The following is a 25373-nucleotide window of genomic DNA, read 5'->3' on the forward strand; positions in this document are numbered from 1 at the left end:
CAGCCGCTCGTGGTCCGCGTCGTGTCTGGGGTCAGTGCGCGGCTCGCGGCGGCATGCTCGACTCCGCTCGCATGCGGAGCCAACTCTGCCGGACCTCGGACACCGGACGGCGGGCGCCCGCAACGTTGATCGTTCGCTGCTGGCTTGGTCGGTTTCGGTTCAGCTGCTCGGCGACGCGGCGGATGGTCTCTTCTTCAGAAGATTCATGAGTCATGATCATCCCTCTTTCTCTGTGCTCTGCACAATAGCCGGTGGCACTGACATTCTCGCCGCAGTTGTGGCGAGATTTCTAGGGCCAGTGGCGTACGCCATCGCGAGTGCAAACGAGCGCGCCATCGCCAGCAACGTGGCCCGCTGTACCCCCTGGATGGCGCCGGCATTGGCGCAGTTGACGCTTAGCACCCCGAACACGACGTTCCCTACCTTCACCGGAATGGATACGAAGGTGACGTACCGCGCATTCTCCCAGTTGAGCCCGTACACCTCGTCGCCCACCGAGTGAACCTCCGCTTCCTCATCAGAACGGTCGAGGAGCAGCCAGATCGTGTGATCCGGGTCCTCTTCCTCAATGAAGGGACGATCCGGGCGATCGCTCCGTCCATACTCCGTCTGATGCTGGGGGTCTCCGAGGACTCGACTGCCACGTTCTCCCGTGAGCGTGTAGTACGTGGCGCGGCTTCCCGGCCCGATGGCCTTCGCAGCACACATGACGAGGATCCGCCGGAGGGTCTGAAGGTGCTCGAATCGACTCGAACCCTCCAGGAATGACACGTTCAGTGCTTCGGCGATGAACGTGTTCAGGTCTGACACGGCGTTCTCGGCTGCATCCTCGCTACCCGACAGTGCAAGATCAGCAAGCCGCTGGGCCTCTGTGGCCTCAGCTTGAGCGACGGCGGCGCGATGCGCTTCACTCGCGGAGTCGTACTTGTCAGCCACTTTGTCGAGGACGAGGGCGAACACGGCGGCTATACCGGCGATCACCACGATGGGGGTCCACCCCGGGTCCATCGTTCCGTCCGCCTGGACGAAGAACCGAGGCGCGATGACCGCGACCACTCCTCCAAGAAGGGTTACAGTGAGCAGCGCCCACTTTGCCTTGAGGGCGGACGCCCCCGGTCCGACAATCTTCAGGACCCATGTCAGCTCGTTCAGCTGCTCCACTGCACGATGCTCTGCCACGACCGAATCGTGGCAGAGGTCCGCGCTCTCGGCAAACCACATACGCTTGCTTCTGCTCTCTTGCCCCAACAGTTGCGGTCGTCGGCGTCCGCGCTCCAGAGGGCGGAGCATCTCGCCGACTCCGCCCGTCGGCCGCGGCAGAACGCTCGCCTGCTGCAGGATCGCCGCCGCCGGGTCGTTCCACCCTCACTCGACGTCAAGGAGGTTCTGCTCGCCGCGGAGCAGACTCCCCGCGTACTCGCTCGCATCGTCCTGGTCACGGATGGGATTCATCCGGCCATGCTGCCAGGCGGCGTTGCCCTCCGGCCCGGTCCGGCGCGTTGAGATGCAGCGCTCGGGCGCTCCTCCGTCGTCCTCGCGGCCGTGCTCGCCCGCTTCGGCGCCGAGACGCCGTTAGCAGCGCAGCGTCTCGACGAGAGAGCGGTGTCTCGATGCCGGAGCAACAACGGAGACTGGAGGGCTTCGAATCGATTCGAGTAGGCTCGCGGCATGACAGACACCACCACCGAACTGCGGGTCGGCGTCGTCGGCCTCGGCTTCGCCGGCACCACCCACCTCGACGCCTTCCAGTCCCTCCCCGGTGCACGCGTCGTCGCGCTCGCCGGTCAGGAGGAGACGCGCCTGCGCGAGCTCGGCGCCACCCGCGACGTCCCCGACCTCTACGCCGATTGGGAGGACCTCGTTGCCCGCGACGACCTCGACGTTGTGTCCATCGGCGTCCCGAATCACCTGCACCACCCCATCGCCATCGCCGCGCTGGCCACCGGCAAGCACGTCTTCTGCGAGAAGCCGCTCGCCACCACCGCCGAGTTGGCCGCCGAGATGGTCGAGGCCGCGCGCGCGAATGACCGCGTGCTCGAGATCGCCTACAACCACCGTCGCCGCGCCGACGTCGCCTTCCTCCGCGACTACCTCGACGACGCTCCGCTCGGCGACGTTTACCACGCTCGCGCGAGCTGGCAGCGGCGCACCGGCATCCCGGGCATCGGGTCCTGGTTCACCAGCAAGGAACTCGCGGGCGGCGGTCCGCTGATCGACCTCGGCTCGCACGTGCTCGACATCGCGCTGCACCTGCTCGACGAGCCGCGCGTCACCAGCGTCTCGGCCGTCGCGTACGGCGAGATCGGCCGCTCCGGCCGCGGCGGACGCCCGCACGGAGTCGCCGCGACCGGCACTCACGCGTTCGAGGTGGAGGACTTCTCGAGCGCACTGCTGCGCCTCGACAACGGCCGCTCCCTCCAGCTCGACGCCTCCTGGGCCAGCTACTCGAAGGTCCACGAGGACATCGAGGTCGAGTTGCTCGGCTCGGCCGGCGGCGCGCGCCTGCACATCGCCGACTACGCCACGGAGGGGACGCTCACGCTCTACTCCGACGTCGCCGGAGCGCCGACCGTCTCGCACCCCGACGTGAAGGTCCCGGCCGGCCACCACCGCTTGGTCATTGCCGAATTCCTGGCGGCGATCGCCTCGGGAGCCGACGCCCCCGCGGGCGCGCCCCGCTACTTCGGCCACTACGGCGAATACGCGCTGCACCGCAGCCGGGTGGTCGACGCGATCTACCGCTCCGCCGCCGAGAAGAAGGAGGTGACGGTCGCGTGAGTGCCCCGATCAAGGTCCTCGTCTGGAACGAGTTCCGCCACGAGACCCGCGGCGACGAGACCGTGCTGCGCCACTACCCCGACGGCCTCCACCGTGTGATCGCCGACGGGCTCGCTCAGTCGCTCGGCTCCACCGTCTCGGTCCGTACGGCGACCCTCCCCGAGCCCGAGCACGGGCTCACCGAGGAGGCGCTGGCGACGACGGACGTGCTGCTGTGGTGGGGCCACATCGCGCACGAGGAGGTGTCGGATGAGGTCGTGCAGCGGGTGCTGCGGCACGTGCACGAGGGGATGGGGATTCTGGTGTTGCACTCGGGCCACTACTCGTCCATCTTCAAGGCCCTGATGGGCACGACTTGTTCGCTGAAGTGGCGCAACGACCGCGACCGCGAGCTGGTCTGGACGATCGCACCCACGCATCCGATCGCCGAGGGCGTGCCGAGCCCGCTGATCATCCCCGAGCAGGAGATGTACGGCGAGTACTTCGACATCCCGGTGCCGGAAGAGACGGTGTTCCTCTCGACCTTCACGGGCGGCGAGGTGTTTCGCTCCGGAGTGACCTACACGCGCGGCCTCGGCAAGGTGTTCTACTTCTCACCCGGCGACCAGGACTACCCCGTCTACCACCACCCCGACATCAAACGCGTGCTGGCGAACGCCGTCCGCTGGGCGCGCCCGACGCGCCCGCGCACCCCGCTCACCGCCGACCACCACCCCCGCGGCTGGTTCGAGCTATGACACCTCCCGCGAGATGCCACTTGTGCACGCGTTTCCCGGCGTGTCGCGTACCGAAGTCGCATCTCGCGGAGGAGGTCTAGGCGCGCTCGACGGCCCCTCGCGCAGCCGCCACGGGTTGGCGGGTCCGAGCGCCGAGCGGCATCCGGCTCGGACTCTCGCCCCTGTCCACGTCGTTCGCCGAGCTCGAGCTCGTGGTGACGGCGATCCGCGATCTGCTGCTTGATGACGCGCAGGCGTGAGCGACGAGGCGCGCACGATGTCGGCTCCGGAGTACGCGGGAGGGCTTGCAGCACAATGTCCGGTATGGAACATGACGAACGCACTCAGTCGAATCGCCGGGCATTCATCGCGACCGGCACTCTCGCTGGATTGGCGGGGGTAGCGGGGGCGGGCGGCTCGCTTCTTCCTGCGACTCCAGCAGCTGCCGCGGAGACGGAGTACTGGATCAATGTCGGTGATCGCGGCGCGAAAGGGGACGGTCGCGCCGACGACACCGCGGTCTTTCAGAAGGCCATCGATGACGCGGCCACCGGGGATCGGCGGCGAGCGGTGCTCGTGCCTCCTGGCCGTTACCTGATCACTTCGCTTGATGTGAAGACGCAGGTCCGAATCGTCGGCTTCGGAGCCGCGGCGTTCCAGTTCGCCTTGCAATCCCCGTTCAACGGTGTTCAATTCAACGGTGTTCAATTCGAGCCGTTCAACGATGCCATGAGCTCGGAACCGATGTTCCGACTGGGCGCGGGTGCCTCGCTGGAGAACCTCGCCGTGCGTGGGCAGCGATGGAACCAGTCTGCTCCGTCGCGGACGCTCGGGATCGAGGTCGCCGGTGGGTTTGAAGCGCGTCTCGGTATGGTGCAGGTGCTGAACTTCGCGGGAACCGGTATCAGAATCAAGCAGCTCAACAACTCGCGGTGGCACGACGTCTACATCGATGGCTGCGGCACGTCCACCGATGCGGCGATGGTGATCGAGTCCGATGGTGGCGACACCAACTACAACATCTTCGACCAGCTCACGATCCAGCACTCGAAGAATGCGGCTTTGGACATCGGATGGGGGTCGTCGGCGAAGGACCTCGCAACGAACCTGACCTTTATCGGCCTGCACGTCGAATCGACTGCGGATCAGGGCAACATCGACAGGCTCAACACGGGTCCCCTGCTCCGGCTCGGCAACAGCCGACAGCTGACATTCCTGTCTTCGTACATCCTCGGACTCGCGTCACCACTGCTGGAACACGATCACAGTAGGGACGGTATCGCCCAGCCCGGGGGCGTGCAGTTCATCGGCGGACAGGTCACACAGCGCGGGACGCCGGATGGTTTCACGCCAGCGCAATCCACACTGTTCAAACTCACCAAGGGTGCGGACTTCGTGATCAGCGGTGTCCGCTTCGATGATCTTCGTGTCCCTGCTGTCACGGTGGAGAAGGACTACGGCGCGGTGATGGCGGATTGGACGAACCGATTCCGGGTCATCGCTGCCGTCGACAGCTCCGTTGTGGACAACCGAAGTCGGCGCTCGCGCGCTTTCAACGGCATGGGGCTGGTGCCGCCGGCGTCATTCGACGAGCAGGTCGTCTTCAACCGGCAGCTGCTGGCATCCGAAACCAACCACGCTGACCCGACCGAGCCGGCGACGGGTCGCTTCACCGAGCTCACCCGCCACAGCGGGACGAACGTGTCGTGGGCGGCGAGCAAGGGTGGAATCCGGGGGAACGACATCGCCGGTCACGTCACGGTCGACACCGGCAAGGACATGGCCGCCGCAGAGCCTCTCGCGACCGTCACCTTCAAGCGGCCGTTCGTCACGCCGCCGGTCGTCACCATGAGTCCGACGACCAGCACGGCTGTCGCCGCCAGACTTTATCTCGATCACGACGGCGGCACGAGCTTCACCGTGTACGCCGGTGAGTCGATCCCACGCGGAACCTCGCTGACGTTCGGCTACCACGTGATCGGGCTTGGCAACGGTGCGCCCCCGAACTGACGCTGCGGGGGAACGAGCTTCTCGCAGGTGTCCTCGATCCCGCCGCGCGGGACTCCGACGCCGTGCTGCTCCGCGACGCCGCGCCGAGCAGAGGGCTGCCGTGTCCTTCGCGCGATGCCTGTTGAGTACGCGACACGCCGGGCGAGCTGTACCGAAGAGGCATCTCGCGGGAGGGGGAGGAAGGAGGAGGGCGCGCGTTAGAGGGCCGGCGGGTAGAGGAACAGGGGCACCTTGGCCGTGGGGAACGTGCGGGTGACGTAGCTGTGCTTGCCGCCGTAGTTGTACTCCTCGAGGAGGACGGTGCCGTCGTCGTTCACCTTCTGCACGTACGAGACGTGGTTGTAGGTCCACCACGCGACGCAGCCGACGAGGGGGACGCTGCTGGTCGCCCAACCCTTCGCGGCCCAGTTGTCGGGCCACTCGTAGGCGCTGCCGCCGAGCGGAGTGATGTTGCCCCAGGTGTATTTCCACGGCGCGGAGGTGCGCCCGGCGTCGCGGTTGAGGCGCCAGGCCACGAAGTCGACGCACTCGCGGTAGTAGTAGCCGAGCGGAGACAGTCCGCCGCCGTTGTCATCGGTGGTTTCGTAGGGCCAGGGGTAGTCGTCGCCGGCGGCGCGTGTCTTCACGGTTGAGAACTGGCCGCCGTTCGCGCCGGAAAGCACCGCCGCCTGCCTGCTGGCCTCGTCGAGTTGCGCCTGGGTCGGCGCGGCGAAGGCGTCGCGCACGGCCGTCTGGCCGGTCGCCTCTGACGAGACGGTGAGGTTTTGCGAGCCGACGAGCTCGGCCGCGGCTCGGCCGGTCGCTGTGGAGGAGGAGTTGCGGGCCCCGTAAGCGGGGATGGCGGCGGTGGCGAAGAGCCCGCCAACCACCGAGAAGGTGCCGAAGGTGAGGGCCCGGCGGCTGAGACCGCGGGAGCGGGCAGGTGCAGCAGAGGGGCGGGGCGCGGCGGCGGGCTGGGGCGCGGTGCGGTTCGACCAGGAGGCGGCAGGGACGACGGTCGGGATCTCGACGGAGACGGTCGGGGCCGTGGATCCGATGGCGGCCGTCGCCGGCGCGGTGTCAGTCTCGGCAACGTCCCCCGCCTCCTGCGCAGCGCGCCTCTCGGCGGCGAGAGCCTCCCTGCGGGTGAGGGGGGCACCGGACGCGGTGCTCGAGGTGCCGGGGCAGTCCTCAGGGGTGGGGATGCCTGGCTTCGACACGCGTGCGGTCTCCTCTCGAGGACGGTTCTGGGGCGTACTAACTCTGGGGCGTACTAATTCCGGGGCGTACTAACTTGCGGGCGTCTTGACTTCTGGATTCCGACCACTGGCCGACACGACGTCCTGGCCGATGCGACGTCCTGGCCGGCCCAGGATTCGGACGACAAATCACTGTAGCTCGGGTCACCTCGATAACGGAACGGTCACAGCGGATCCTCACCGAAGTCTCCCGACATACTCCGAAGCGCTTCAGCCCGCGGTGCCAGGATGGGGCGCACTCGGGAAGGAGCCCCTCATGACCGCACCCACACCCTCCACCGGCAGCACCCCCGACCTCGCCGGTCCCGTGCTCGTCGGCGTCGCCGATGTCCGCCGCCCCGAGGTCCTCCGCACCGCGGCGCGGGTCGCCGCCGACTCCCGGGCGCCGCTGCTGCTTGTGTCAGTCTCGGCCGACCCCTACCTTGTCGGCGAGTACGTCGATCCGATGACCGGCGGCATCCCGCTCGGCTTCGTCGGGGCCTCGCCCGATCGCGGGAAGGAACCGACGCTCCCGCCTGGGTTGCGCGAAGCGGTCGAGCAGGAACTCGCCGGCACCGACGTGCAGTGGACCCTTCGCGCCGTCAGGGGCGAGCCGGCGCCCGCTCTCGCCGATGTCGCGGAAGAGGTCGACGCGCGGATGATCGTGGTCGGCACGCGCGACGCGGGAGTGCTCGCGAGCATCGCCGAGTTTCTCGGCGGGAGTGTCGCTGCTCACCTCGCGCACCGTCAGCACCGTCCCGTCCTCGTCGTCCCGCGCGCCGACCGCGATCCCGAGCGTCCGGCGCCGTGGGATCTTTCGGAGTGACGCTGCCCCTGTTCCTCCGGCCCGGCGCAATCCTCCTGGTCGCTCTGGGCGGTGCGGTCGGCACGGCGGGCCGCTTCACGCTCGCCGTTCTGCTACCACCGGTGGGCGTGCTGCCGGTCGCGACCGTCGTCGTGAACCTGGTCGGCGCCTTCCTTCTGGGCCTGCTGCTCGAGGGTCTTGCGCGTCGCGGCCCGGACGAGGGCGGACGGCGCAGGCTGCGGCTTCTGCTCGGCACCGGCGTGCTCGGCGGCTTCACCACCTACAGCACGTTCTCGCTCGATACCGTGGCGCTGCTCGAGGGCGGGCACCTCGCCGAGTCGCTTCTGTACACAGGCGGGACCCTCGTGCTGGGCCTCGTCGCGGCCGCTCTGGGCATCGCGGTGGCCGGCCGGCGACGCGGGGAGGCGTGATGAGCGCCGGGCTGCTGCTCGCGGTCGCGCTGGCCGGCGGGATCGGCTCGGCGGCGCGGCTGGTTGTCGACGGGTTCGCGCGGTCGCTATTCCCGGTCCGTTGGCCGATCGGTACGGCACTGATCAACGTGAGTGGATCGCTGCTGCTCGGCGTGGTCGTCGGATTAGCTCTGTCCGGCGCCGTCGATCCCCAGTGGCGGGCCGTGCTGGGCACCGGTGTGCTGGGCGGATTCACGACCTTCAGCACCGCGAGCGTCGAGACCGTGCGGCTGCTGCTCGCCCGGCGCTGGATCGCGGGTCTGGCCTACGGCCTCGGGACAGGGGCGCTCGCGTTCGTCGGTGCCGCGGCCGGGCTAGCACTGGCGGGTGTCCGGCTGTCCTGAGCGGCCCGCCGAGCCGCGTCCCGAGTCCCCGCCCCACGAGCGCTCCTCAGGCCGGGTAGCCTCCTCAGCCCGGGTAGATCAGTAGCGCCTCCGGATCGACCGCGAAGCCGATCTCGCGACCTGGCGCGAGGTCGAGCGCCGCCGCCTGTGCAGGATCGGCGTCGGCTCGCAGCGACCCGCTACGCACCCGCACGGTATCGCCCCGCGGCTCGACGTCGGTGATGATCGAGCGCAGCCCGCCGTGTCCGAGCCGGACACTCCAGGGTCGGACGGCCGCGAGCACCGGGGCGCCGGGGGCGATCGGCTCGGTCACTACTCCCGCGAACTCGTGGCCCTCGGTCGTGAGCAGTCCGGCCGCCGTGCGCGTCCCCGCGAGCAGGTTGAGCCCCGCCAGCTCGGCGGTGAACGCGGTGCGCGGACGGGTGAGCACCCGCTCGGTCCGCCCCTCCTCGACCACGCGGCCCTCGCGGAGGACGACCACCCGGTCGGCGAGGGTCCAGGCGTCGAGCACGTCGTGGGTGACCACGATCGCCGAGCGGTCAGCGAGGACCGTCCGCAGCATCCGCCGGAGCACCGGGGCGACGCGCACGTCCACGGCGGCGAGCGGTTCATCGAGCAGCACAAGGCGCGGCTCCCTCGCGAGAGCGCGCGCGAGCGCCACGCGCTGCGCCTGCCCACCCGAGAGGCTGCCTGGGCGCCGGTCGGCCAGCTCGAGCGCCTCCACGGCGGCCAGTTCGCGCTTGGCCCTCGCGCGCGCCGCGACCCGGCCGAGGCCCGCGCTGCGTGGTCCGAAGGCGACGTTCTCGAGGACGCTGAGGTGCGGGAAAAGCAGGGGGTCCTGCGCGAGCAACGCCACGGCGCGGCGGTGCGGAGGCGTCCAGCGGCGGTCATCGAACAGCACCGCGTCGTCCAGCAGCGCGGTCCCGGAGTCAGCGCGCACCAGCCCGGCGATCAGCGCGAGCAGGGTCGACTTGCCCGCACCGTTCGGCCCGAGGACGGCGACGGTCTCTCCGGCCGCGACGTCGAGCGACGCTGCGAACCCGCGCGCGGCGAGCCGCGCCTCCAGCCGCAGGCTCACTCCCGGACCCCGCGTGGCGAGCGCCCGTGCGCCAGGCCGATCACAAGCACCGCGACCGCGACCAGCACGAGTGCCAGCGCGACTGCGGCGTCCGGATCGGTCTCGCGCTGAAGGTAGATCTCCAGCGGCAGAGTGCGGGTCGTGCCCTCAAGGCTCCCCGCGAACGTCAGAGTGGCGCCGAACTCGCCGAGCGCCCGGGCGAAGGACAGGATCGCGCCCGAGACCAGACCCGGCAGGATGAGCGGCAGGGTGATCCTCCTCAGCACTGTGCCCGGCGAGGCGCCCAGGGTCGCGGCGACGGCCTCGTAGCGGGCGCCGGCGCTGCGCAACGCCCCCTCCAGCGTCAGCACCAGGAACGGCAGTGCCACGAACGTCTGCGCGAGCACCACGGCGGTGGTCGAGAACGCGATGCGCACGCCCAGCGCCTCCAGCACGCCGCCGAGCAGGCCCAGGCGTCCGAAGGTGGCGAGCAACGCGAGCCCGCCGACCACGGGCGGCAGCACGAGGGGGAGGAGGACCAGAGAGCGGAGCAGGCGCTGCCCGCGGAAGGCCGTGCGCGCGAGGACGAGCGCCATCGGCGTCCCGAGCAGTAGGCACAGGAGGGTTGCCGTCGCCGACGTGCGCAGGCTCAGCAGGAGCGCCGCGACCGAGGAGTCGGCGGTGATGAGCGGCAGGAACTGCGGCCAGTCGACGCGGGTGAGGATGGCCGCGAGCGGCAGCAGGACCAGAAGTGAGCCGACTGCCGCGACCATCACGACCCAGCGCGGGAGGCCGGATCCCATCAGCGGGGTGCGAGCGGCGTCTCGACGATCACCGTCGTCGCCTTCACCACCGCCACCGCGGGCGAACCGGGCTCGAGCCCCAGCTCACGGACCGCCTCGCTGCTCATCAACGAGACCACCCGGTGCGGCCCGCACTGCAACTCGACCTGCGCCATCACCGTGTCCATCACGATGTCCGTGACGATACCGACGAAGCGGTTGCGGGCCGAGCGCGCCACGGGCGACGGGTCCTCCGGCAGCACGGCGTTCGCGCGGGCGAGCCTGGCGACGTCGAGCCCGTTGACGACGCGGCGTCCGGAGGCATCCTTCACGCTCGCGAGCGTTCCGTTCTCGATCCACCGTCGCAGCGTGTCGTCGCTCACCCCGAGCGCGGCGGCGGCGTCCCGAACCCGTATCTGCGGCATGCTCCCGATCCTACGTCCGCATCTGCCTCCCGCTCCTTCTTTCTGCGCTCCTGAGACGTTCCGCTACCGCCCAGGCGCCGCGCCGCGGGCGGTGCCTGGGTGACCGGCGCGATGTGTCGGTGGGCTTGGTGACGAGCGCACGACTCTCACTGTGCTCCGAAGCCGTGCGCGGCGAGCACCGCGTGTCCCGCATCCGAGCCGACGTACGCCACGAACGCGGCGGCCATATCGGAGTCACCCGCTCCTTTCAGCGCGGCGATCGCAGAGGTGTTGACTCCCTCCGACGCCTCGGAGAAAGGGATGCCGGTGACCGAGCCGCCGGAGCCGCGGATGTCGGTCGTGTAGACGAGCCCGGCGTCCGCCTCGCCCGACGACACCTTGCCGAGCACGTCCGTCACCGACGACTCCTCGCTCACTGGCGTGATGTCGAGGCCTGCCGCTCGTTCCACCGCCGCGGCTGCCGCTCCGCACGGCACCTGCGGCGCGCAGAGCACGGTGGCTATACCCGGCCGGGCAAGGTCGGCGAGGGAGGTGACGTGCGCGGGATTACCGGGCGGCACCGCGATCTCGAGGGTGTTCGTCGCGATGGTGACCGGGTCGCCGGCGACGAGCCCCGCGCTGGTCAGGCTCGCCATTGTGCGCTCATCGGCCGATGCGAAGACGTCGGCCGGGGCGCCGTTGAGGATCTGCGAGGCGAGGTCGGACGAGCCGGCGAACGAGAGTTCGACGTGCGCGCCCGGCTGCGCTCTCTCGAAGTCGGTGGTGAGGTCGGTGAACGCGCCCGTCAGCGAGGCCGCGGCGAAAACAGTGATCGAGGTGCCCGAACCCGGCTCGGCGGAGGGCGAGGGAATCGCTCCGCTCGCGCACCCCGCGAGCACGAGGACCGCCGCGAGGGGGAGCGCGGCAATGAACGGACGACAGTGCACGGCGGCCTCCTCGGTAGGTCCGCAGGTGCGGAGACGCAGTGAGTGTAACGACGGACGTGCGGAGTTATCCCGACGAGGTCACTGAGGGAACGGCCAGGGTCGCTTGCCCAGTGGAGCCGCGCGCAGCGTCGGGCTGAGAGCCTGTGCGGCGTGTGCTGCGCACCGGATCGCGCGGAGCGGTACTGCCTCAGGGCTTCGACACTCACTGATGGCACGCCCGCTCTCTCCCACGCCACCCCGACAGTGCTGGGGCAGCGGAATCTCTGCGCCGAAGGATCAGGCGACGGTGAGCATCCCGGTGAGAGGCGATCGCGCTGTCACACACGCCCGAGAGAGAGGCGACGACCACCGGGAACTTTAATAGGCAGGTGATGTCTCAGGGGGAGACAGGGGCCGGCCCTTCCTGCGGTGTGCTGGCTAGGGTCAGCGGTTCGCCGGTCGTCGCGACCAGGTCCGCGCCGGCCGAAGAGGATCGACAGCGTCGATCAAGGATCGGGGAAATCTGACGTGGCAACGAGGCGAGAGTTCGTCGTGGCGCTGGCGACCGCAACCGGCACCCCCGCGTTGACCAATTCGCCCGAATGGTGGATCGCGGCGAGGCGGCGAGCGCTGCGCTGGGCAGGGCGAGGGGACTTCGGCGGCGGCCGACCAGGGCGTGGCCGCGGTGCAGTGGCCGACGGGCTGCTGGCGCCGGGCGCCCAGCTCGAGCGGGTCGCCACGGGGGCTGTCTGGAGTGAGGGGCCGGTGTGGCTGCCGCGGGAGCGAGTGGTGCGGTGGAGCGATATCCCGGGCGACCGAATCCTGGAGTGGGACGCGGTGACGGGCGAGACGCGTGTGCACCGCGAGCACGTCGAGTTCACCAACGGTCGCACTCTGGATCGGCAGGGGCGGGTCGTGCAGTGCTCGCACGGTCGTCGGGCGATCGAGCGCGAGGTCGACGGCAACGTGGAGGTGCTGGTCGAGCGGCACGGCGGGGCGCGGCTGAACTCGCCGAACGACGTCGTGGTCGCGTCCGATGGCGCGATCTGGTTTACCGATCCGCCGTACGGGATCGTGCAGCCGCACGAGGGGCACCCCGGCGAGCGCGAATATGGCGGCTGCTACGTCTTCCGCTTTGTCGAGGCGACGGGCGAGCTGAGCGTGGCGACCTCCGCGGTCCAGGAGCCGAACGGAGTGGCCTTCTCGCCTGACGAGCGCATCCTCTACGTCTCGGACACCTCCGTCGCCCTGCGCAGGGACAGGACCGGCGAGCACTGCATCCACGCGTTCGCGGTTGACGAGCAGTGGCGGCTCGCTCCGCTCGGCGTGCTCGCGTCGATCGAGCCGGGGGTCCCGGACGGTCTGCGCGTCGATGTGGAGGGCCGGATCTGGACGTCGAGCGCTGATGGTGTGCAGGTCCTCGGCGCGGACGGCGCCAGTCTGGGTCGGATACCGGTGCCGGAAGTCGTGGGCAACCTCTGCTTCGGCGGCGAGGACGGCAACGACCTCTTCGTCGCGGCGAGCACGTCGCTGTACCGGATCCGCACGACAACGCGCGACGCCGCCTCCTGAGCCGCCGCCCCCGCGCCCCGCGCGCCGAAACGCCCCGCTCTGCGCCGAAGTACCACCCACGCGGCGGCGTCTCGGAGGGAGCGGGGCGTTGCGACTCCTGATGCCATGTCGTGCTCCTGTCCTCGGTGGTGCCTGTGCTCCGACGCTAGGTCGGGCAGCGGATGCGCGGGCCCTCTTCCGCGCGCCGGCCGAGGCTGCTCTCGCAGAGGTGCGGATGGGCTCTCGACGACCGCATCGCGAAGGCGGCGAGCTACAGCAGGCACTCCGTCCGCACGCGCATCGCCGCGTTCCCTCGAACAGGGGCGGCGTCGGAGCACTACCGTTGCACCATGGCGTCCACCGATACCCCCGATTCCGCCCCCGAGGCCGACACCCCTTCCGGCAGCGCCCCCGCGCTCACCTTCTCCGACCTCGGACTCGGCGATCCCGTCCTCAAGGCCCTTAAGGAGGTCGGCTACGAGACGCCCTCGGCCATCCAGGCTGCGACGATCCCGTCCCTCCTCTCCGGCCGAGACGTCCTCGGCGTCGCGCAGACCGGCACCGGCAAGACGGCCGCGTTCGCGCTGCCGATCCTCTCGCGCCTCGACCTGGCGCAGAAGACGCCACAGGCACTCGTGCTGGCGCCCACGCGCGAACTCGCCCTCCAAGTCTGCGAGGCGTTCGAGCGTTACGCGTCGAACCTTCGCGGCGTGCACGTACTCCCCGTCTACGGGGGCCAGGGCTACGGCACTCAGCTCTCCGCGCTGCGTCGCGGTGTCCACGTCGTGGTCGGCACGCCCGGCCGGATCATGGACCACCTTGAGAAGGGCACGCTCGACCTCTCTGCGCTGAAATACCTGGTCCTCGACGAGGCCGACGAAATGCTCAAGATGGGCTTCGCCGAGGATGTCGAGACGATCCTCGCCGACACTCCGGTCGAGAAGCAGATCGCACTGTTCTCGGCGACGATGCCCGCGCAGATTCGCCGCATCTCCGGCAAGTATTTGAAGGACCCGGAGGAGATCACGGTCAAGAACAAGACCACGACCTCCGTCAACACCACCCAGCGCTACCTGATGGTCTCGTACCCGCAGAAGGTCGACGCCCTCACCCGCATCCTCGAGGTCGAGAACTTCGAGGGCATGATCGTGTTCGTCCGCACCAAGAGCGAGACCGAGACGCTCGCCGAGAAGTTGCGCGCCCGCGGCTATACCGCCGCCGCGATCAGCGGAGACGTCGCCCAGGCTCAGCGCGAGCGCACCGTCGAGCAGCTCAAGTCCGGCAAACTCGACATTCTCGTCGCCACCGATGTCGCTGCCCGCGGCCTTGACGTCGAGCGGATCAGCCACGTCGTCAATTACGACATCCCCATTGATACCGAGTCGTACGTGCACCGCATCGGCCGCACCGGTCGTGCCGGGCGCAGCGGAGCAGCGATCAGCTTTGTCACGCCGCGCGAGCGCCGCCTCCTTACAGCGATCGAGAAGGCCACTCGCCAGCCGCTCACCGAGATGCGGATGCCGAGCGTCGAAGACGTCAACGTCACCCGGCTCTCGCGCTTCGATGACGCAATCACGGCGGCGCTCGCCGACACCGAGCGCCTACAGCGCTTCCGCGACATCATCGGCCACTACGTCGAGCACCACGACGTGGTCGAGTCGGATGTCGCTGCCGCGTTGGCGATCGTCGCGCAGGGCGACGAGCCGCTGCTGCTCTCGCCCGATGACCCCCGCTTCGCCCGGCGTGAGCGCGAGGAGCGTGATGCCCGCCCCGAGCGCGGGGATCGCGGAGACCGGGGCGAGCGTCCGGAGCGTCGCCAGCGGCCCGCGAACGGCAACCTCGCCTCGTACCGGATCGAGGTCGGTCGTCGCCAGCGGGTCGAGCCCCGCCAGATCGTCGGCGCGCTCGCAAACGAGGGTGGCCTCAACCGCGGCGACTTCGGGCACATCGACATCCGCCCGGACTTCTCGATCGTCGAGCTCCCGGCCGACCTGCCGCAGGGCGTGCTCGACCGCCTGGCCGACACGCGCATCAGCGGTCAGCTCATCGAACTCAAGCCCGACCGCCGCCCGAGCCGCGCCGGCCGCCCCACCGGCCCGAGCCGCTCCTCCGAGCGCCCGGAGCGCAAGCCCCGCTACTGATCCCGTGCCCTCCCTTCCTCCGCCCTCGCGAGATGCCTCTCGGGTACGCCTCCACCGGTCGCGTACCCGAGAGGCATCTCGCGGAGGGGGTTAGCGGCGGAGGACGCGGCGGGCCAGGGTGTTGCCGAGGAGCTGGACGAGCTGCACGATGATGATGATGACCAGCACCGCTGCCCAGGTGACGATCGGCTCGAACTGCCGATAGCCGTACTGGATCGCGAAGCTGCCGAGCCCGCCGGCGCCGACGTAACCGGCCACTGCCGACATGTCGATGACGGCGACGAACACGAACGTGTAGCCGAGGATCAGCGGACCGAGCGCCTCCGGCAGCAGCACCGTCCGCACGATGCGGAACCGGCTCGCTCCGACCGAGCGGGCCGCCTCGATGACGCCGGGCTGCACCGTCAGCAGGTTCTGCTCGACGATCCGCCCGATGCCGAACGCCGCGCCGAGCGAGAGGGTGAACACGATCGCGTCGGTGCCGATGCCCGAGCCAATGACGAGGCGGGCGAGCGGCTGAGCCGCGGCAATAAAGATGATGAACGGGATCGGGCGGAAGATATTCACGATCACGTTAAGGAGCCCATACACGGTACGGTTCGCGTACAGAGCGCCGCCGCGGGTCAGGGCGAGCCCCAGCCCGATCAGCAGCCCGCCGAGCCCGCCGAACACCAGGCTGAGCGCCACGATGTAGAGGGTTTCGCCGGTCGCCTGGGCCAGCTTGGGCAGGAGCGGGATCAGCTCGTTCATCGAGGCACCTCCGTGAGGGCGACGCGGCCGCCGAGGCGGGCGAGGAGGGGCTCTACGACGCCGTCCGGCGCATCGAGGGCGAGGGTGAGGTGGCCGAAAGTGCGCCCGCGGACATCCGTGATGCCCCCGTAGACGAGTTCGAGTGGCACTCCCGACGCCGCGATCTCGGCGAAGACATCGCCCTGTGAGGCGGAGTCGTCCGAGAACGAGAGCGTGACCAGCCGGCCGCGGTGGCGTGCATGCAGCACCGCCGCCTCCGCCACAGAGGGCAGCGAGCGGACGACGGTCGACACGAATCGCTGGGTCACCGGCTCTCGCGGCGCCGAGAACACGTCGAAGACCGGGCCGCGCTCGACGATCCGACCCGACTCCATCACTGCGACCTTCGTCGCGAGCTGCTGCACGACGTCCATCTCATGCGTGATCGCGACGATTGTCACGCCGAGCTCCTCATTGATCCGCCGGAGCAGTGCGAGCACCTCGCCGGTGGTGTCCGGGTCGAGGGCACTGGTGGCCTCGTCGGCGAGCAGGATCCGCGGAGAGGCCGCGAGCGCGCGGGCGATGCCGACGCGCTGCTTCTGCCCGCCAGAGAGCTGCTCCGGGTAGCTGCGCTCCCGGTCCGAGAGGCCCACGAAGCGGAGCATCTCCTCGACCCGGGAGCGTTGCTGCGCCCGCGGGACGCCCGCGACCTGGAGCGGGTAGGCGACGTTGTGCTCGACGGTCTTCGAGCCGAAGAGGTTGAACTGCTGGAAGATCATCCCGATGCCCAAGCGCAGTCTGCGCAGCTCGCGCTCGGGGAGTCCCACGGTCTCGCGGCCGTCAATCTCGATGCTGCCGCTTGTCGCGGGTTCGAGCGCGTTGATCAGCCGGGCGAGCGTGCTCTTGCCGGCGCCGGAGTAGCCGATCACGCCGTAGACGTCGCCCGTCTCGATCTCGAGGCTCACCCCGTCCACGGCCGCGGTCGACGCTGCCCCCCGCCTCGGGTACACCTTGCGTACGTCGGTCAATCGGATGAGCGGCACAGTGCGCCCTTTCTGTCGGTCGCGCCCGCCCGCCCTCCCGCCCGCCCGCCGCGAAATGTCGCGAGATGCGCCGAGCCGGTCGAGATGTGCTGCCGCGGCAGGGGATTTCGACCGGACTGCCTGATCTCGCGAAGTTCTTGCGACATTTCGCGAGAAAGGGGAGGGGGAGGAGGGCGGGAGGGCGGTCAGGACGCCGCGGTGATGGCCTTCTCGGCGGACTGGAGCGAACTCTCGAGGTCCGAGGCGGGCGTCTTCAGGAAGACTGCCGTACCACCGGACTGCTCCTTGACGCCGTCGAGCACCGACTGGGTGTCCTGGTAGATCGAGACGAGCTTCGTGTACGTCTCGTTCTGGGCGTCGGCGGCGCGCGCCGCGAAGATGTTGGCGTAGAGCAGGGCGGAGGGGTCGTTCGGGTCGTCCTGTGCGATCGCATCCTCGGCCTTCAGGCCCGCGTTCGCGATGAAGTCGTTGTTGATGACTGCCGCGGCGACATCGGGGAGCGAGGTTGGCGTGAGGGACGCCTCCAGCGCGGTGACCTGGACTTTCGACGACGGCTCGACGGCATCGACGTCCGAGAGCACCGTGCCGCCATCCTTCAGCTGAACGAGCCCGGCCGACTGCAGCACGAACAGGGCGCGAGTCTGGTTGGTCGTGTCGTTCGGGATCGCGATGGTCGAGCCCGCGGGGATGTCGGCGACATTGTCGTACTTCGAGGAGTACAGGCCGAGCGGGTAGATCGCCGTCGTGCCGATGGGCACGAGGTCAGAGCCGGAGGCGGCGTTGTACTGCGCCAGGTAGGCGATGTGCTGGAACTGGTTGAGGTCGAGCTCGCCCTCGGTCAGCGCCGGGTTGGGCTGGTTGTAGTCGCTGAAGTCGATGATGTCGACATTGATGCCGGCGTCTGCCGCGGCCTGCTCGTAGGTCGCCCAGTAGGGGTCGCTCGCTCCGACCACGCCGATCCGAACGGGAGCGTCTGCGCTCCGGGCGCTGGAGCAGCCGGCGAGGAGGAGGGCTGCGGAGGCAACTACCGCGGCGGTTGCGAGGAGTCTCGTGTGCAGGGACATGCTGTGGGGATCCTTCCGTGGAGAGCAGCCGAGCAGTGCGCGTCCGCCGCGCGGTGCTGGTCACCGCGAGCGCTGCGACCGGCCTCCGGTCGCTCGACGCCGCACCAGCGCGGAACCCGGGGACCACCGTACGAAGGTGGTGGGCTCAGCGCGAAACTCATGCGTAACAGGGCGACTCGGAACGCGTTCAGCTCGCGAGCGCGCCGTTCTCGACGGACTCGGCTTCGTGCTTCGCGATCTTGGTGGCGATGGCGTCGCGCTCGGCCCGCAGTGACGCGATCGTCGGCTTGTCCAGTCTCGGGTCGGCGAGGTCGGCGAAGGGGCTCGCGGTGCCGGTGCGTGCCGAGACCAGGGCGGCGTACGCCTTCGTCGCTGCACGAAGCTCGGCTCCTGCCCGCTCAACCTTCCGCGGTTTCGCGGACTTGTCCGACACGAGTCGAGCGTGCTTGCCGAGGGCGGCCACGAGCGCGCGATGCGCAGCGTCAATTTTCTTGCTCATAGGCGCATTATGTCGCAGGACCGGCACTGGCGGCCGCCCGCTGTAGCCGCTCGCCGAGTTCCTCCCTCCGCGAGCCGTGGTCGGTCTCATCGACACGCCGAGGGACCAGGCAAAAAGCGGCCGGTCGCGGAATGTCTTCGCGGCGTCGCGCGCGATGCGGCAGTAGGGACGCGCGGGACCGTTTTCGCGGATGTGAGTGGTCGTGGGGAGATCTCGCACCGGGGACACTGCCGCACGCCGTACCGTCGCGTCCGCCCGCGTTCCCGAGCAGCCGCCCGGGGCGCGCCCTCGATAGAAAGGACCGTCCAGACGATGCTCTTCAACCGACGCCAGCTCCTCGTCACGGCGATCGCCAGTGCTCCCGTGCTCGTCGCGAGCGCTGCACCCGCTGCCTCCGCCGCCCCTGCGACTCCTGCTTCGCCTCCTCTCGCGGCCACGATCGTGCCCGGAGAGGTCGCCACGCTCGACATCCCGAGTGGAAACTTCGCCTCCCGCCATGCCTTCGCCTACTCGCTGTCCGAACAGGTCCAGCTCAGTCGGCCCGCCGGCTGCCGTGTCGTCGTCCGCTACGACGCTCGACTCTTCTCCGCTTCGGGCGCGGCGGTGGTCGCCCACGAGGACCGCTACGAGGTGATCTCCACCGACATCTCCCAGAAGGAGCCACCTGAGCAGTCGACCGTCTCGTACTCCGTTCCCGACCTCTCGGACGGGACAACCGCCCCTCTCCTCACCATCGATGTGCCCCTCACCGTTCGCGACAACTATCCGCACGAGAACATCAACGATCCGCTGCCAATGGCAGTGGTGATCCTCGATGAGTCGGACGGTGAACTCGCCAGGATCGAGTGGACTCCGGAGACGCCCTCGGCATCCGGACTGGCCTGGGGCGTCGAACTGGAGGCGTCCTGGCGTTCCCACGGAAGTGCGTTCCGCTCACCCGTTTCTGTCACCTGCACCAGCGTCGGGCCGGCACCCGCACCCGCTGAGTCCGTGCTCGCGGTCGTTCTCGACTCCCGACTCAGCAGCTCGTGCACAGTCATCCGCATCGCGCCGGCTCCCGCCGAGCAGGGGACCGGCAACGTCGTGACCGTCCCCTGGGAGGCAGCTGCTTTCGATGTCTCGGAGGAGACAACGGATGAGCGCAGGACTCTCAGCATCACGCTGCACCGGAGCATCGAAGCAGGATCCGCGATCGAGGTCACCCTCTCGACCTCGACCCCGGATCCCCTGCCCCCGGTACAGAACGTCGTCTACCCCTCCGTCTCGTTCTCGGGACCGAGCGGTGCAGAGAACGCAGCGCGTGCGACCAGCAAGTACGAAGTGATGGACTTCACGCCTCCTGCGTCACCGCAGGGCAGTGACGTCCTACAGGGAAAGAACTAGGAGGAGCGAGCAATGGCGGATAAGTGGGTTCTAGAATCTCAGAAGTGGGTCAACTCCACCTACAAGGGTGTCGAGGGCTATTCTCCGGTGAAGGAGTCGGGTGATGCCGACCAGGCCACGCGGATCGCTCTCACCCGGGCCCTGCAGGTCGAGCTAAAACTGAAGCGCTCGGATGACTTCTCGGACGAGACGCTCTCGACGTTGACAAGCGAATACAAGGTGATCAATGACATGACGCCGAACAAGAACATCATCGCGATCGTCCAGTGTGCTCTCTGGTGCAAAGGATACTATGGCGGAACGACGTGGAAGACATTCGACGCGAAGACCTCCTCGGCGATCGCGAAGATTCGAACGGAGATCGGGATCGACGCGGGCCCAGACCTCATGCCCAAGCTCGTAAAAAGCCTCCTCTTGAGCGATACCTACGTTTTGGCGTCCGGCGGCTCGTCACTGATGCGCCAGATCCAACAGGACCTCAACAAGCGGTATCTGGCCCGCGGCACGTTCGCCGTCGTTCCCTGTGATGGGCTGTACACGACTCAGTTCAACGAGGGGCTTGTGTACGGAATCCAGTACGAGTCGGGCCTCGCTGACGACGTCGCCAATGGCCATCTCGGTCCGAAGTCGAGAGCGGCGTTGAAGGACTACGCCGCGGGGATGAAAATGGGTGCCGTCGACTCCTCGAAGTACTTCGTCCATCTTCTTCAGGCTTCGCTCCTCGTCAACGGCTACTGCACCGACGGACCCTACGACGGTCGATTCACGCCAGCTATGGCTGATGCGCTGAAGTCGTTCCAGAAGATTGTGCTACTGCCTGAGACGGGGGTTGGCGATATGTCGACCTGGTGCTCGCTTGTCATGTCCTACGGCGATCCCGATCGGACGGCCGCCCAAAAGGCGATTGCAGCCGATTGCAGCATGGACCATGTCACGAAGGCGCGCGCGAAGCTCCTGACGGACAACGGCTATCAGATCATCGGGCGGTACCTGACGAACACCGAGGTGTCGGACTATAACGATAAGAAGATCCAGCCGGGCGAGCTGAAAACCATCACCGACGCGGGTCTGCGCGTCTTCCCCATCTTTCAGGAGGGGGGAGAAGATGCTGATTCGTTCTCCTACGTGCGCGGGTATGCCGCCGGCCAGAAGGCGCACGCCGCGGGCCGCGGTTACGGCCTGAAAGCCGGGATGACGATCTACTTCGCGGTCGATTTCAATGCGACCGAGAAGGAGGCGAAGGGCGCTGTCGCGTCACACTTCCAGGGAGTGAAGGACGGCCTCGCAAGCGTCGGCAGCGCCTACAACGTGGGCATCTACGGTTCTCGTCGGACGTGCCGGATCATCATCGAGAAGAAGCTCGCCAGCCTCTGCTTCATCGCCGACGAGCCCAACCTCTGGAGTGGTAATTTCGCGCAGCCCTTCCCGCCAGAGTGGGCATTCGAGCAAATCAATGTCTACACAATCGGTTCGGGTGATGACCTGATGAATCTCGACAAGATCATCGCCAACGGTCGAGACGACGGAGCCAAGGAGTTCGACGCCCCGCAGGACTTCTTCGACTACGCGGACTGGGTCTACTCTCAGGCCGTAGCGTTCCTTGCGGCGCACCCCGGTGCCACCCCGGGATGCCCGAACGAGCTGACGTTGCAGTTTCTCCGAGCCCCCCGCTACACGACGTGGCGATGGGGAAGCCTCGTCGGCGACGTCAATAAGGATTTCGTCTCCTTCGTTGAGGCGCAGAAGCGGGAGCGGGTCTACCACACCATCGGTCCGGAGATCTCGACGATGATGTCCGTCGACCACATGGCGTTGGCGATGGCGGGTGCTCGGCGCTATGAACTGCCCGCCGACAGATCCACCTCGACGGTCGGCGACTTCCTCGGCTGGACGAGTGACCTGACGCGGACGTTCGTGGACTACATCAACTCCCGCAACTCGGGCGGGACATCGGATGCCCACGCGTTCGGCCTGGCGACAATCGCGAAGCGGGCGACGCCGTTCAATTCCGATCTCTACCAGGGGGATGTGGACGGATGTGTCCTCGGACTCCTCACGAAGGGAAAGGACGTCTCTGTCGCGGCCGCGATGCGTTCCTACTACACCGCAAGTTCCGACGGATACCGCACCAGGTTCCAGCAGTTCCTCGACGCCCGCTTTGAGGGCAACATCACGGCGGCGCGCGATGCTGCGGTGCACTGGTTCACGACCTCGGATTCCGAGGAAGCGGACCTGCGCACCGCGTTCCTCGCGCTCGACGAGAACAAGATCGTGGGGCCGTCCACGACTACCGACGCCGAGATCCGCGGACTCGCGCAAGCCTGGGCCGACACCCTTACGGCGAAGATCGCGGGTAAGTAGGAGTCAGCCTCCCGCTGCGAGATGCCACTTGTGACGCGCGACACGCCGACGATGGGCGTCACGAGTGGCATCTCGCGGAGGGGAGGCTACGGTTCGCTCTCACGACGGGCACAATGGCCTGGCCGGTTGAGACGGAGACAGGAGCCAGCGCGATGCCGATGCAGTTTGATTTCCATCTGATCGGAGCGAACGCGCCCGAGGGAGAGCTGCCGGCAGAGCAGCTACTCGAACTGGTCGAGAGCGTGAAGGAGCTCGCAACGAAGATCGGACGTGTCGAGACCAGAGCGGAACCAGTGGGTAGAGCGCCTCGGCGAACCCTGCAGGTCGCGCGCCTATCGATCGGTTTAACGGCGGGAAGCACGACGGTCAGGGTGCGACGAGCGGGCGTCGTTGACGCTCTCGACTTCGAGAGCGAGGAGGAGCAGACGATCGACGCGGACTTCATGGCAGTCATTGAAGCGGTCGCCCGCAATGAGCGCCCTGGTTGGATCGGTGACTCGATCGCACGTGCCGCAGCCCATGTCGTCAACGCGCTACAAGCGTCCGCTCAGCAGGTCCAGTTCGTCGTCGATGGGGTGACTCGCGCGGAGTTCAGTACTGCCGCGGTCGATCGTTCCGTCTGGCAGGCGCCGCTGCGCGCAGGTAACCAGGAGATGACCTTCGTGGGTCGGCTGTACTCGGCGAACCTCCGCACGCATCGTTTCGCGATCCAGGATGCGCTCGGCGCCCGACTGGAACTCCCTGCGGTGGACGACGACGACTCCGCCGGTGCGCTGCTCGGACGGGAGGTCGTCGCGGTCGGCATGCCCGAGTACGACGATCGCGGCCTTCTCATCGCGCTGCGGTCTGCCGCGATCACCCTCGCTCCTCCTGCCATCAAGGATGGAGGCGTCCCCGGCGCGGTGCCGCTCGAGCGGATCCTCGGGTCTTCGACCGGCGCTGATGGCGAGACCGGAATTGAGTTGACCGACGAGGAGTTCGCATCCTTCCTCCATGCGGTGCGGGGATGATGATGAGTCCGGTCCTCGTCGACACGGATGTCTTCAGTCGCCTCTTCGTCCGCCGTTCCCGTGCTCGCGCGGAGAGTGGGGCTGTCCAGGCGTGGCGACAGGTCCTGCGTGGACGTCAGGTGGTGATCGCGTTCCAGACGCGCGCGGAGGTACTTCAGGGCGCGCTCGCCGCAGAGTGGGGATCCACGCGAATGGGGCGGTTGCGTGCCGTGCTCGACGCACGCCCGACGGTGGGCGTCGACCATGACGTGATCGACGCCCATGCGGTCCTCTTCGCGGCCTGTCGGCGGAGTGGTCACGCCCTCCAGGACAAGCGCCATACCGGAGACCGATGGGTAGCCTCGTGTGCCATCGCGAAGAACCTGCCGATCCTCGCGGGTGATCGGATTTACCGGGACGCGCCCGCCCTCCGCGTCGTGAGCACTCCCTGATGCTTCTGCGAGATGCCACTTGTGACGCGCGACACGCCGACGATGTTCGTCGCGAGTGGCATCTCGCGGAGGGGTCAGCGCGTGACCGCGGTGGCAGTCGAAGAGGAGGCGGCGCTCGTGGTGACCGCGTCGAGCACGCGCTGCACGTCGAGCGCGTCGGCAAATGTCGGCGTGGCGGCCGTGCCGGAGGCGATCGCCTCGACCAGGTCGACGACCTGGTGCGTGAACAGGTGCTCATAGCCGATGCCGTGCCCGGTCGGCCACCACGCGGCCATGTACGGATGCGCGGGCTCGGTGACCTGGATGCGGCGGAAACCCTGCGCCTCCTCGGGGTCGCGGGCGTCGTAGTACTCCAGCTCGTTCATCCGCTCGAAGTCGAAGGCGATTGAGCCGAGTTCGCCGTTGACCTCGATGCGGTTCGCGTTGCGGCGTCCGGTAGCCACGCGGGTTGCCTCGAAGACGCCGAGGGCGCCGCCCTCGAAGGCCGCGGTGAAGGCCGCGGCGTCGTCCACGGTCACAGCGCCGCGCGGAGCGTCAGCGCCGGCGCGCCCGCCGAGACCGACCTGCTCGCTCAGCACAGGGCGCTGGGTGGTGAAGGTCCGTAGCGTCGCGGAGACGGACGTGATGCTGCTGCCGGTCAGCCACTGGGCGGTATCGATGCTGTGCGCGCCGATATCGCCGAGGGCACCCGAACCGGCACGCTCCTTTTGTAGGCGCCAGGTCAGCGGCGCTTCGGAGTCGGAGAGCCAGTCCTGGAGGTACTGCGCCCGGACGTGGCGGATTGCGCCGAGCCGCCCCTCCTCGATGAAGCGCTTGGCCAGTGCCAGCGCGGGCGTGCGACGGTAGCTGAAGCCGCACATCGCGATCCGTTCGGAGGCGGCGGCTGCGGCGACCATCCGCTCCGCCTCCTCCACGGAATTGGCCAGCGGCTTTTCGCACAGCACGTGCTTGCCGGCCTCGAGGGCGGCGAGAGCGATCTCGGCGTGCGTGTCGCCGGGCGTGCAAATGTCGACGAGGTCGATGTCGTCGCGGGCGATGACGGCACGCCAATCGGTCGAGGCCTCGCTCCAGCCGAGTTGCTCGGCGCGCTCCGCCGTCGTATCGGGGTTGCTCCCCACGAGCACGGCCAGTTCGGGGCGCAGCGGGAGGGGGAAGAAGCGGGAGGCGGTCCGCCAGGCGTGCGAGTGGGTGCGGCCCATGAAGGCGGTCCCCACCATCGCGACGCGCAGTACTCGGTCGTTCGACATCGTCGTCCTTTCGTCGGCCGTACGACACTGCCACGGGTGCAGGGGGTCTGGCTACCTCGTTCCCGCGTCCGCATTCTCCTTCGCCGCATCAGGACGGATGGTTGCCTTCGGTTAGTTGTCGGGGGCTTTCTGGGTCGCGATGGACGTGTCGCCGGGCATCGAACGGGACGTCCTCCTCAATCGCACCTGAATCCGCCACGACACCCGCCCCTTCCCGACTCGGCGAGCCGAAACGTCCCACGTGAGTTCGCTCGGGAGCATAGAGAAGAACGGAAGTCACAAACGGCAATCCGCGACGCCTTTACACGCCACCCCGAGCCCCCTTCGACGACGGCGACCGCCGAGCGTCGGAAAGTGACGCGCCCGGGCGGGAGGTACTCGACGGGACTCGGGGCGATGGGAGAG

General features: G+C 68.4%; 23 protein-coding genes. 12 read left to right on the forward strand and 11 right to left on the reverse strand.

The window, feature by feature from the left end; all coding sequences use genetic code 11:
• Nucleotides 1-216: 216 nt before the first annotated feature.
• Nucleotides 217-1161 carry a hypothetical protein gene (locus tag HRF29_RS10725; protein ID WP_173248593.1) on the reverse strand — a complete coding sequence of 315 codons (945 nt, stop codon included), beginning with the start codon at nucleotides 1159-1161 and terminating at the stop codon, nucleotides 217-219.
• Between the two features lie 507 nt (nucleotides 1162-1668).
• Between HRF29_RS10725 and HRF29_RS10730 the strand changes: the two genes are divergently transcribed.
• The 3 genes from HRF29_RS10730 (at nucleotide 1669) to HRF29_RS10740 (ending at nucleotide 5504) form a co-directional block, all read left to right on the forward strand.
• Nucleotides 1669-2778, forward strand: a complete 1110-nt coding sequence (locus HRF29_RS10730) for a Gfo/Idh/MocA family protein (RefSeq protein WP_173248595.1) — start codon at nucleotides 1669-1671, stop codon at nucleotides 2776-2778.
• A gap of 8 nt (nucleotides 2779-2786) precedes the next feature.
• The gene (locus tag HRF29_RS10735) at nucleotides 2787-3515 is read left to right on the forward strand and encodes a ThuA domain-containing protein (protein WP_173248721.1); all 729 of its coding nucleotides are present in this window, start codon (nucleotides 2787-2789) and stop codon (nucleotides 3513-3515) included.
• A 303-nt stretch (nucleotides 3516-3818) separates the two neighbouring features.
• Entirely contained in the window at nucleotides 3819-5504 is a 1686-nt protein-coding gene (locus tag HRF29_RS10740) for a glycosyl hydrolase family 28-related protein (protein ID WP_173248597.1), read from the forward strand.
• Nucleotides 5505-5701: 197 nt separating this feature from the next.
• Here the strand turns inward: HRF29_RS10740 and HRF29_RS15360 are convergent, their stop codons facing one another.
• Nucleotides 5702-6703 (reverse strand): CHAP domain-containing protein, encoded by a 1002-nt coding sequence (locus tag HRF29_RS15360; RefSeq protein ID WP_173248598.1) that lies wholly within the window; start codon nucleotides 6701-6703, stop codon nucleotides 5702-5704.
• A gap of 295 nt (nucleotides 6704-6998) precedes the next feature.
• Between HRF29_RS15360 and HRF29_RS10750 the strand changes: the two genes are divergently transcribed.
• Genes HRF29_RS10750 through HRF29_RS10760 form a run of 3 tightly spaced genes read left to right on the forward strand, consistent with a single transcriptional unit; the run spans nucleotide 6999 to nucleotide 8340 of the window.
• On the forward strand, nucleotides 6999-7547 hold the full coding sequence (locus tag HRF29_RS10750) for a universal stress protein (RefSeq protein WP_173248600.1): 549 nt from the start codon (nucleotides 6999-7001) through the stop codon (nucleotides 7545-7547).
• Nucleotides 7544-7957: a fluoride efflux transporter CrcB gene (gene crcB / locus HRF29_RS10755; protein WP_343043719.1), complete on the forward strand. Its 414-nt coding sequence runs from the start codon at nucleotides 7544-7546 to the stop codon at nucleotides 7955-7957. Before HRF29_RS10750 ends, crcB begins: the two co-directional genes overlap by 4 nt.
• A complete protein-coding gene (locus tag HRF29_RS10760; RefSeq protein WP_173248603.1) occupies nucleotides 7957-8340 on the forward strand; it encodes a fluoride efflux transporter FluC in 384 nt (127 codons plus the stop codon). The genes crcB and HRF29_RS10760 overlap by 1 nt, the downstream gene beginning before the upstream one ends.
• A 64-nt stretch (nucleotides 8341-8404) precedes the next feature.
• On the opposite strand, the gene HRF29_RS10765 is transcribed toward HRF29_RS10760, so the two are convergent.
• From HRF29_RS10765 to modA, 4 genes are all read right to left on the reverse strand, one after another.
• Complete coding sequence (locus tag HRF29_RS10765) at nucleotides 8405-9418, reverse strand: ATP-binding cassette domain-containing protein (protein ID WP_173248604.1); 1014 nt, start codon at nucleotides 9416-9418, stop codon at nucleotides 8405-8407.
• Nucleotides 9415-10200: an ABC transporter permease gene (locus tag HRF29_RS10770; protein WP_173248606.1), complete on the reverse strand. Its 786-nt coding sequence runs from the start codon at nucleotides 10198-10200 to the stop codon at nucleotides 9415-9417. Before HRF29_RS10770 ends, HRF29_RS10765 begins: the two co-directional genes overlap by 4 nt.
• A complete protein-coding gene (locus tag HRF29_RS10775; protein ID WP_173248608.1) occupies nucleotides 10200-10604 on the reverse strand; it encodes a TOBE domain-containing protein in 405 nt (134 codons plus the stop codon). The genes HRF29_RS10770 and HRF29_RS10775 overlap by 1 nt, the downstream gene beginning before the upstream one ends.
• 146 nt (nucleotides 10605-10750) lie before the next feature.
• On the reverse strand, nucleotides 10751-11530 hold the full coding sequence (modA, locus tag HRF29_RS10780; protein ID WP_173248610.1) for a molybdate ABC transporter substrate-binding protein: 780 nt from the start codon (nucleotides 11528-11530) through the stop codon (nucleotides 10751-10753).
• A gap of 507 nt (nucleotides 11531-12037) precedes the next feature.
• Here modA and HRF29_RS10785 point away from each other — a divergent pair.
• The gene (locus HRF29_RS10785; protein ID WP_343043720.1) at nucleotides 12038-13081 is read left to right on the forward strand and encodes an SMP-30/gluconolactonase/LRE family protein; all 1044 of its coding nucleotides are present in this window, start codon (nucleotides 12038-12040) and stop codon (nucleotides 13079-13081) included.
• A gap of 329 nt (nucleotides 13082-13410) precedes the next feature.
• Entirely contained in the window at nucleotides 13411-15201 is a 1791-nt protein-coding gene (locus tag HRF29_RS10790; RefSeq protein ID WP_173248612.1) for a DEAD/DEAH box helicase, read from the forward strand.
• 90 nt (nucleotides 15202-15291) lie between these two features.
• Here HRF29_RS10790 and HRF29_RS10795 read toward each other — a convergent pair whose 3' ends face one another.
• The 4 genes from HRF29_RS10795 to HRF29_RS10810 all read right to left on the reverse strand — a co-directional run bounded on the left by HRF29_RS10795 (nucleotide 15292) and on the right by HRF29_RS10810 (nucleotide 18536).
• On the reverse strand, nucleotides 15292-15951 hold the full coding sequence (locus HRF29_RS10795) for a methionine ABC transporter permease (RefSeq protein ID WP_173248614.1): 660 nt from the start codon (nucleotides 15949-15951) through the stop codon (nucleotides 15292-15294).
• Nucleotides 15948-16973, reverse strand: coding sequence for an ATP-binding cassette domain-containing protein (locus HRF29_RS10800; RefSeq protein ID WP_173248616.1), 1026 nt, complete (start codon nucleotides 16971-16973; stop codon nucleotides 15948-15950). Before HRF29_RS10800 ends, HRF29_RS10795 begins: the two co-directional genes overlap by 4 nt.
• 185 nt (nucleotides 16974-17158) lie before the next feature.
• Nucleotides 17159-18037: a MetQ/NlpA family ABC transporter substrate-binding protein gene (locus HRF29_RS10805; RefSeq protein ID WP_173248618.1), complete on the reverse strand. Its 879-nt coding sequence runs from the start codon at nucleotides 18035-18037 to the stop codon at nucleotides 17159-17161.
• Nucleotides 18038-18224: 187 nt separating this feature from the next.
• Complete coding sequence (locus tag HRF29_RS10810) at nucleotides 18225-18536, reverse strand: hypothetical protein (RefSeq protein WP_173248620.1); 312 nt, start codon at nucleotides 18534-18536, stop codon at nucleotides 18225-18227.
• Nucleotides 18537-18848: 312 nt separating this feature from the next.
• Between HRF29_RS10810 and HRF29_RS10815 the strand changes: the two genes are divergently transcribed.
• The 4 genes from HRF29_RS10815 to HRF29_RS10830 all read left to right on the forward strand — a co-directional run bounded on the left by HRF29_RS10815 (nucleotide 18849) and on the right by HRF29_RS10830 (nucleotide 23721).
• Nucleotides 18849-19919 (forward strand): hypothetical protein, encoded by a 1071-nt coding sequence (locus HRF29_RS10815; protein WP_173248622.1) that lies wholly within the window; start codon nucleotides 18849-18851, stop codon nucleotides 19917-19919.
• Nucleotides 19920-19931: 12 nt separating this feature from the next.
• Nucleotides 19932-22280 carry a glycoside hydrolase domain-containing protein gene (locus tag HRF29_RS10820; RefSeq protein WP_173248624.1) on the forward strand — a complete coding sequence of 783 codons (2349 nt, stop codon included), beginning with the start codon at nucleotides 19932-19934 and terminating at the stop codon, nucleotides 22278-22280.
• Between the two features lie 152 nt (nucleotides 22281-22432).
• Nucleotides 22433-23290 (forward strand): hypothetical protein, encoded by an 858-nt coding sequence (locus HRF29_RS10825; RefSeq protein WP_173248626.1) that lies wholly within the window; start codon nucleotides 22433-22435, stop codon nucleotides 23288-23290.
• Nucleotides 23287-23721, forward strand: coding sequence for a PIN domain-containing protein (locus HRF29_RS10830; protein WP_173248628.1), 435 nt, complete (start codon nucleotides 23287-23289; stop codon nucleotides 23719-23721). The genes HRF29_RS10825 and HRF29_RS10830 overlap by 4 nt, the downstream gene beginning before the upstream one ends.
• A gap of 74 nt (nucleotides 23722-23795) precedes the next feature.
• On the opposite strand, the gene HRF29_RS10835 is transcribed toward HRF29_RS10830, so the two are convergent.
• Entirely contained in the window at nucleotides 23796-24968 is a 1173-nt protein-coding gene (locus tag HRF29_RS10835; protein ID WP_173248630.1) for a Gfo/Idh/MocA family protein, read from the reverse strand.
• Nucleotides 24969-25373: the final 405 nt, after the last annotated feature.

Origin of the sequence: Rathayibacter agropyri (assembly GCF_013249015.1) — a bacterium.
GTDB lineage: Bacteria > Actinomycetota > Actinomycetes > Actinomycetales > Microbacteriaceae > Rathayibacter > Rathayibacter agropyri.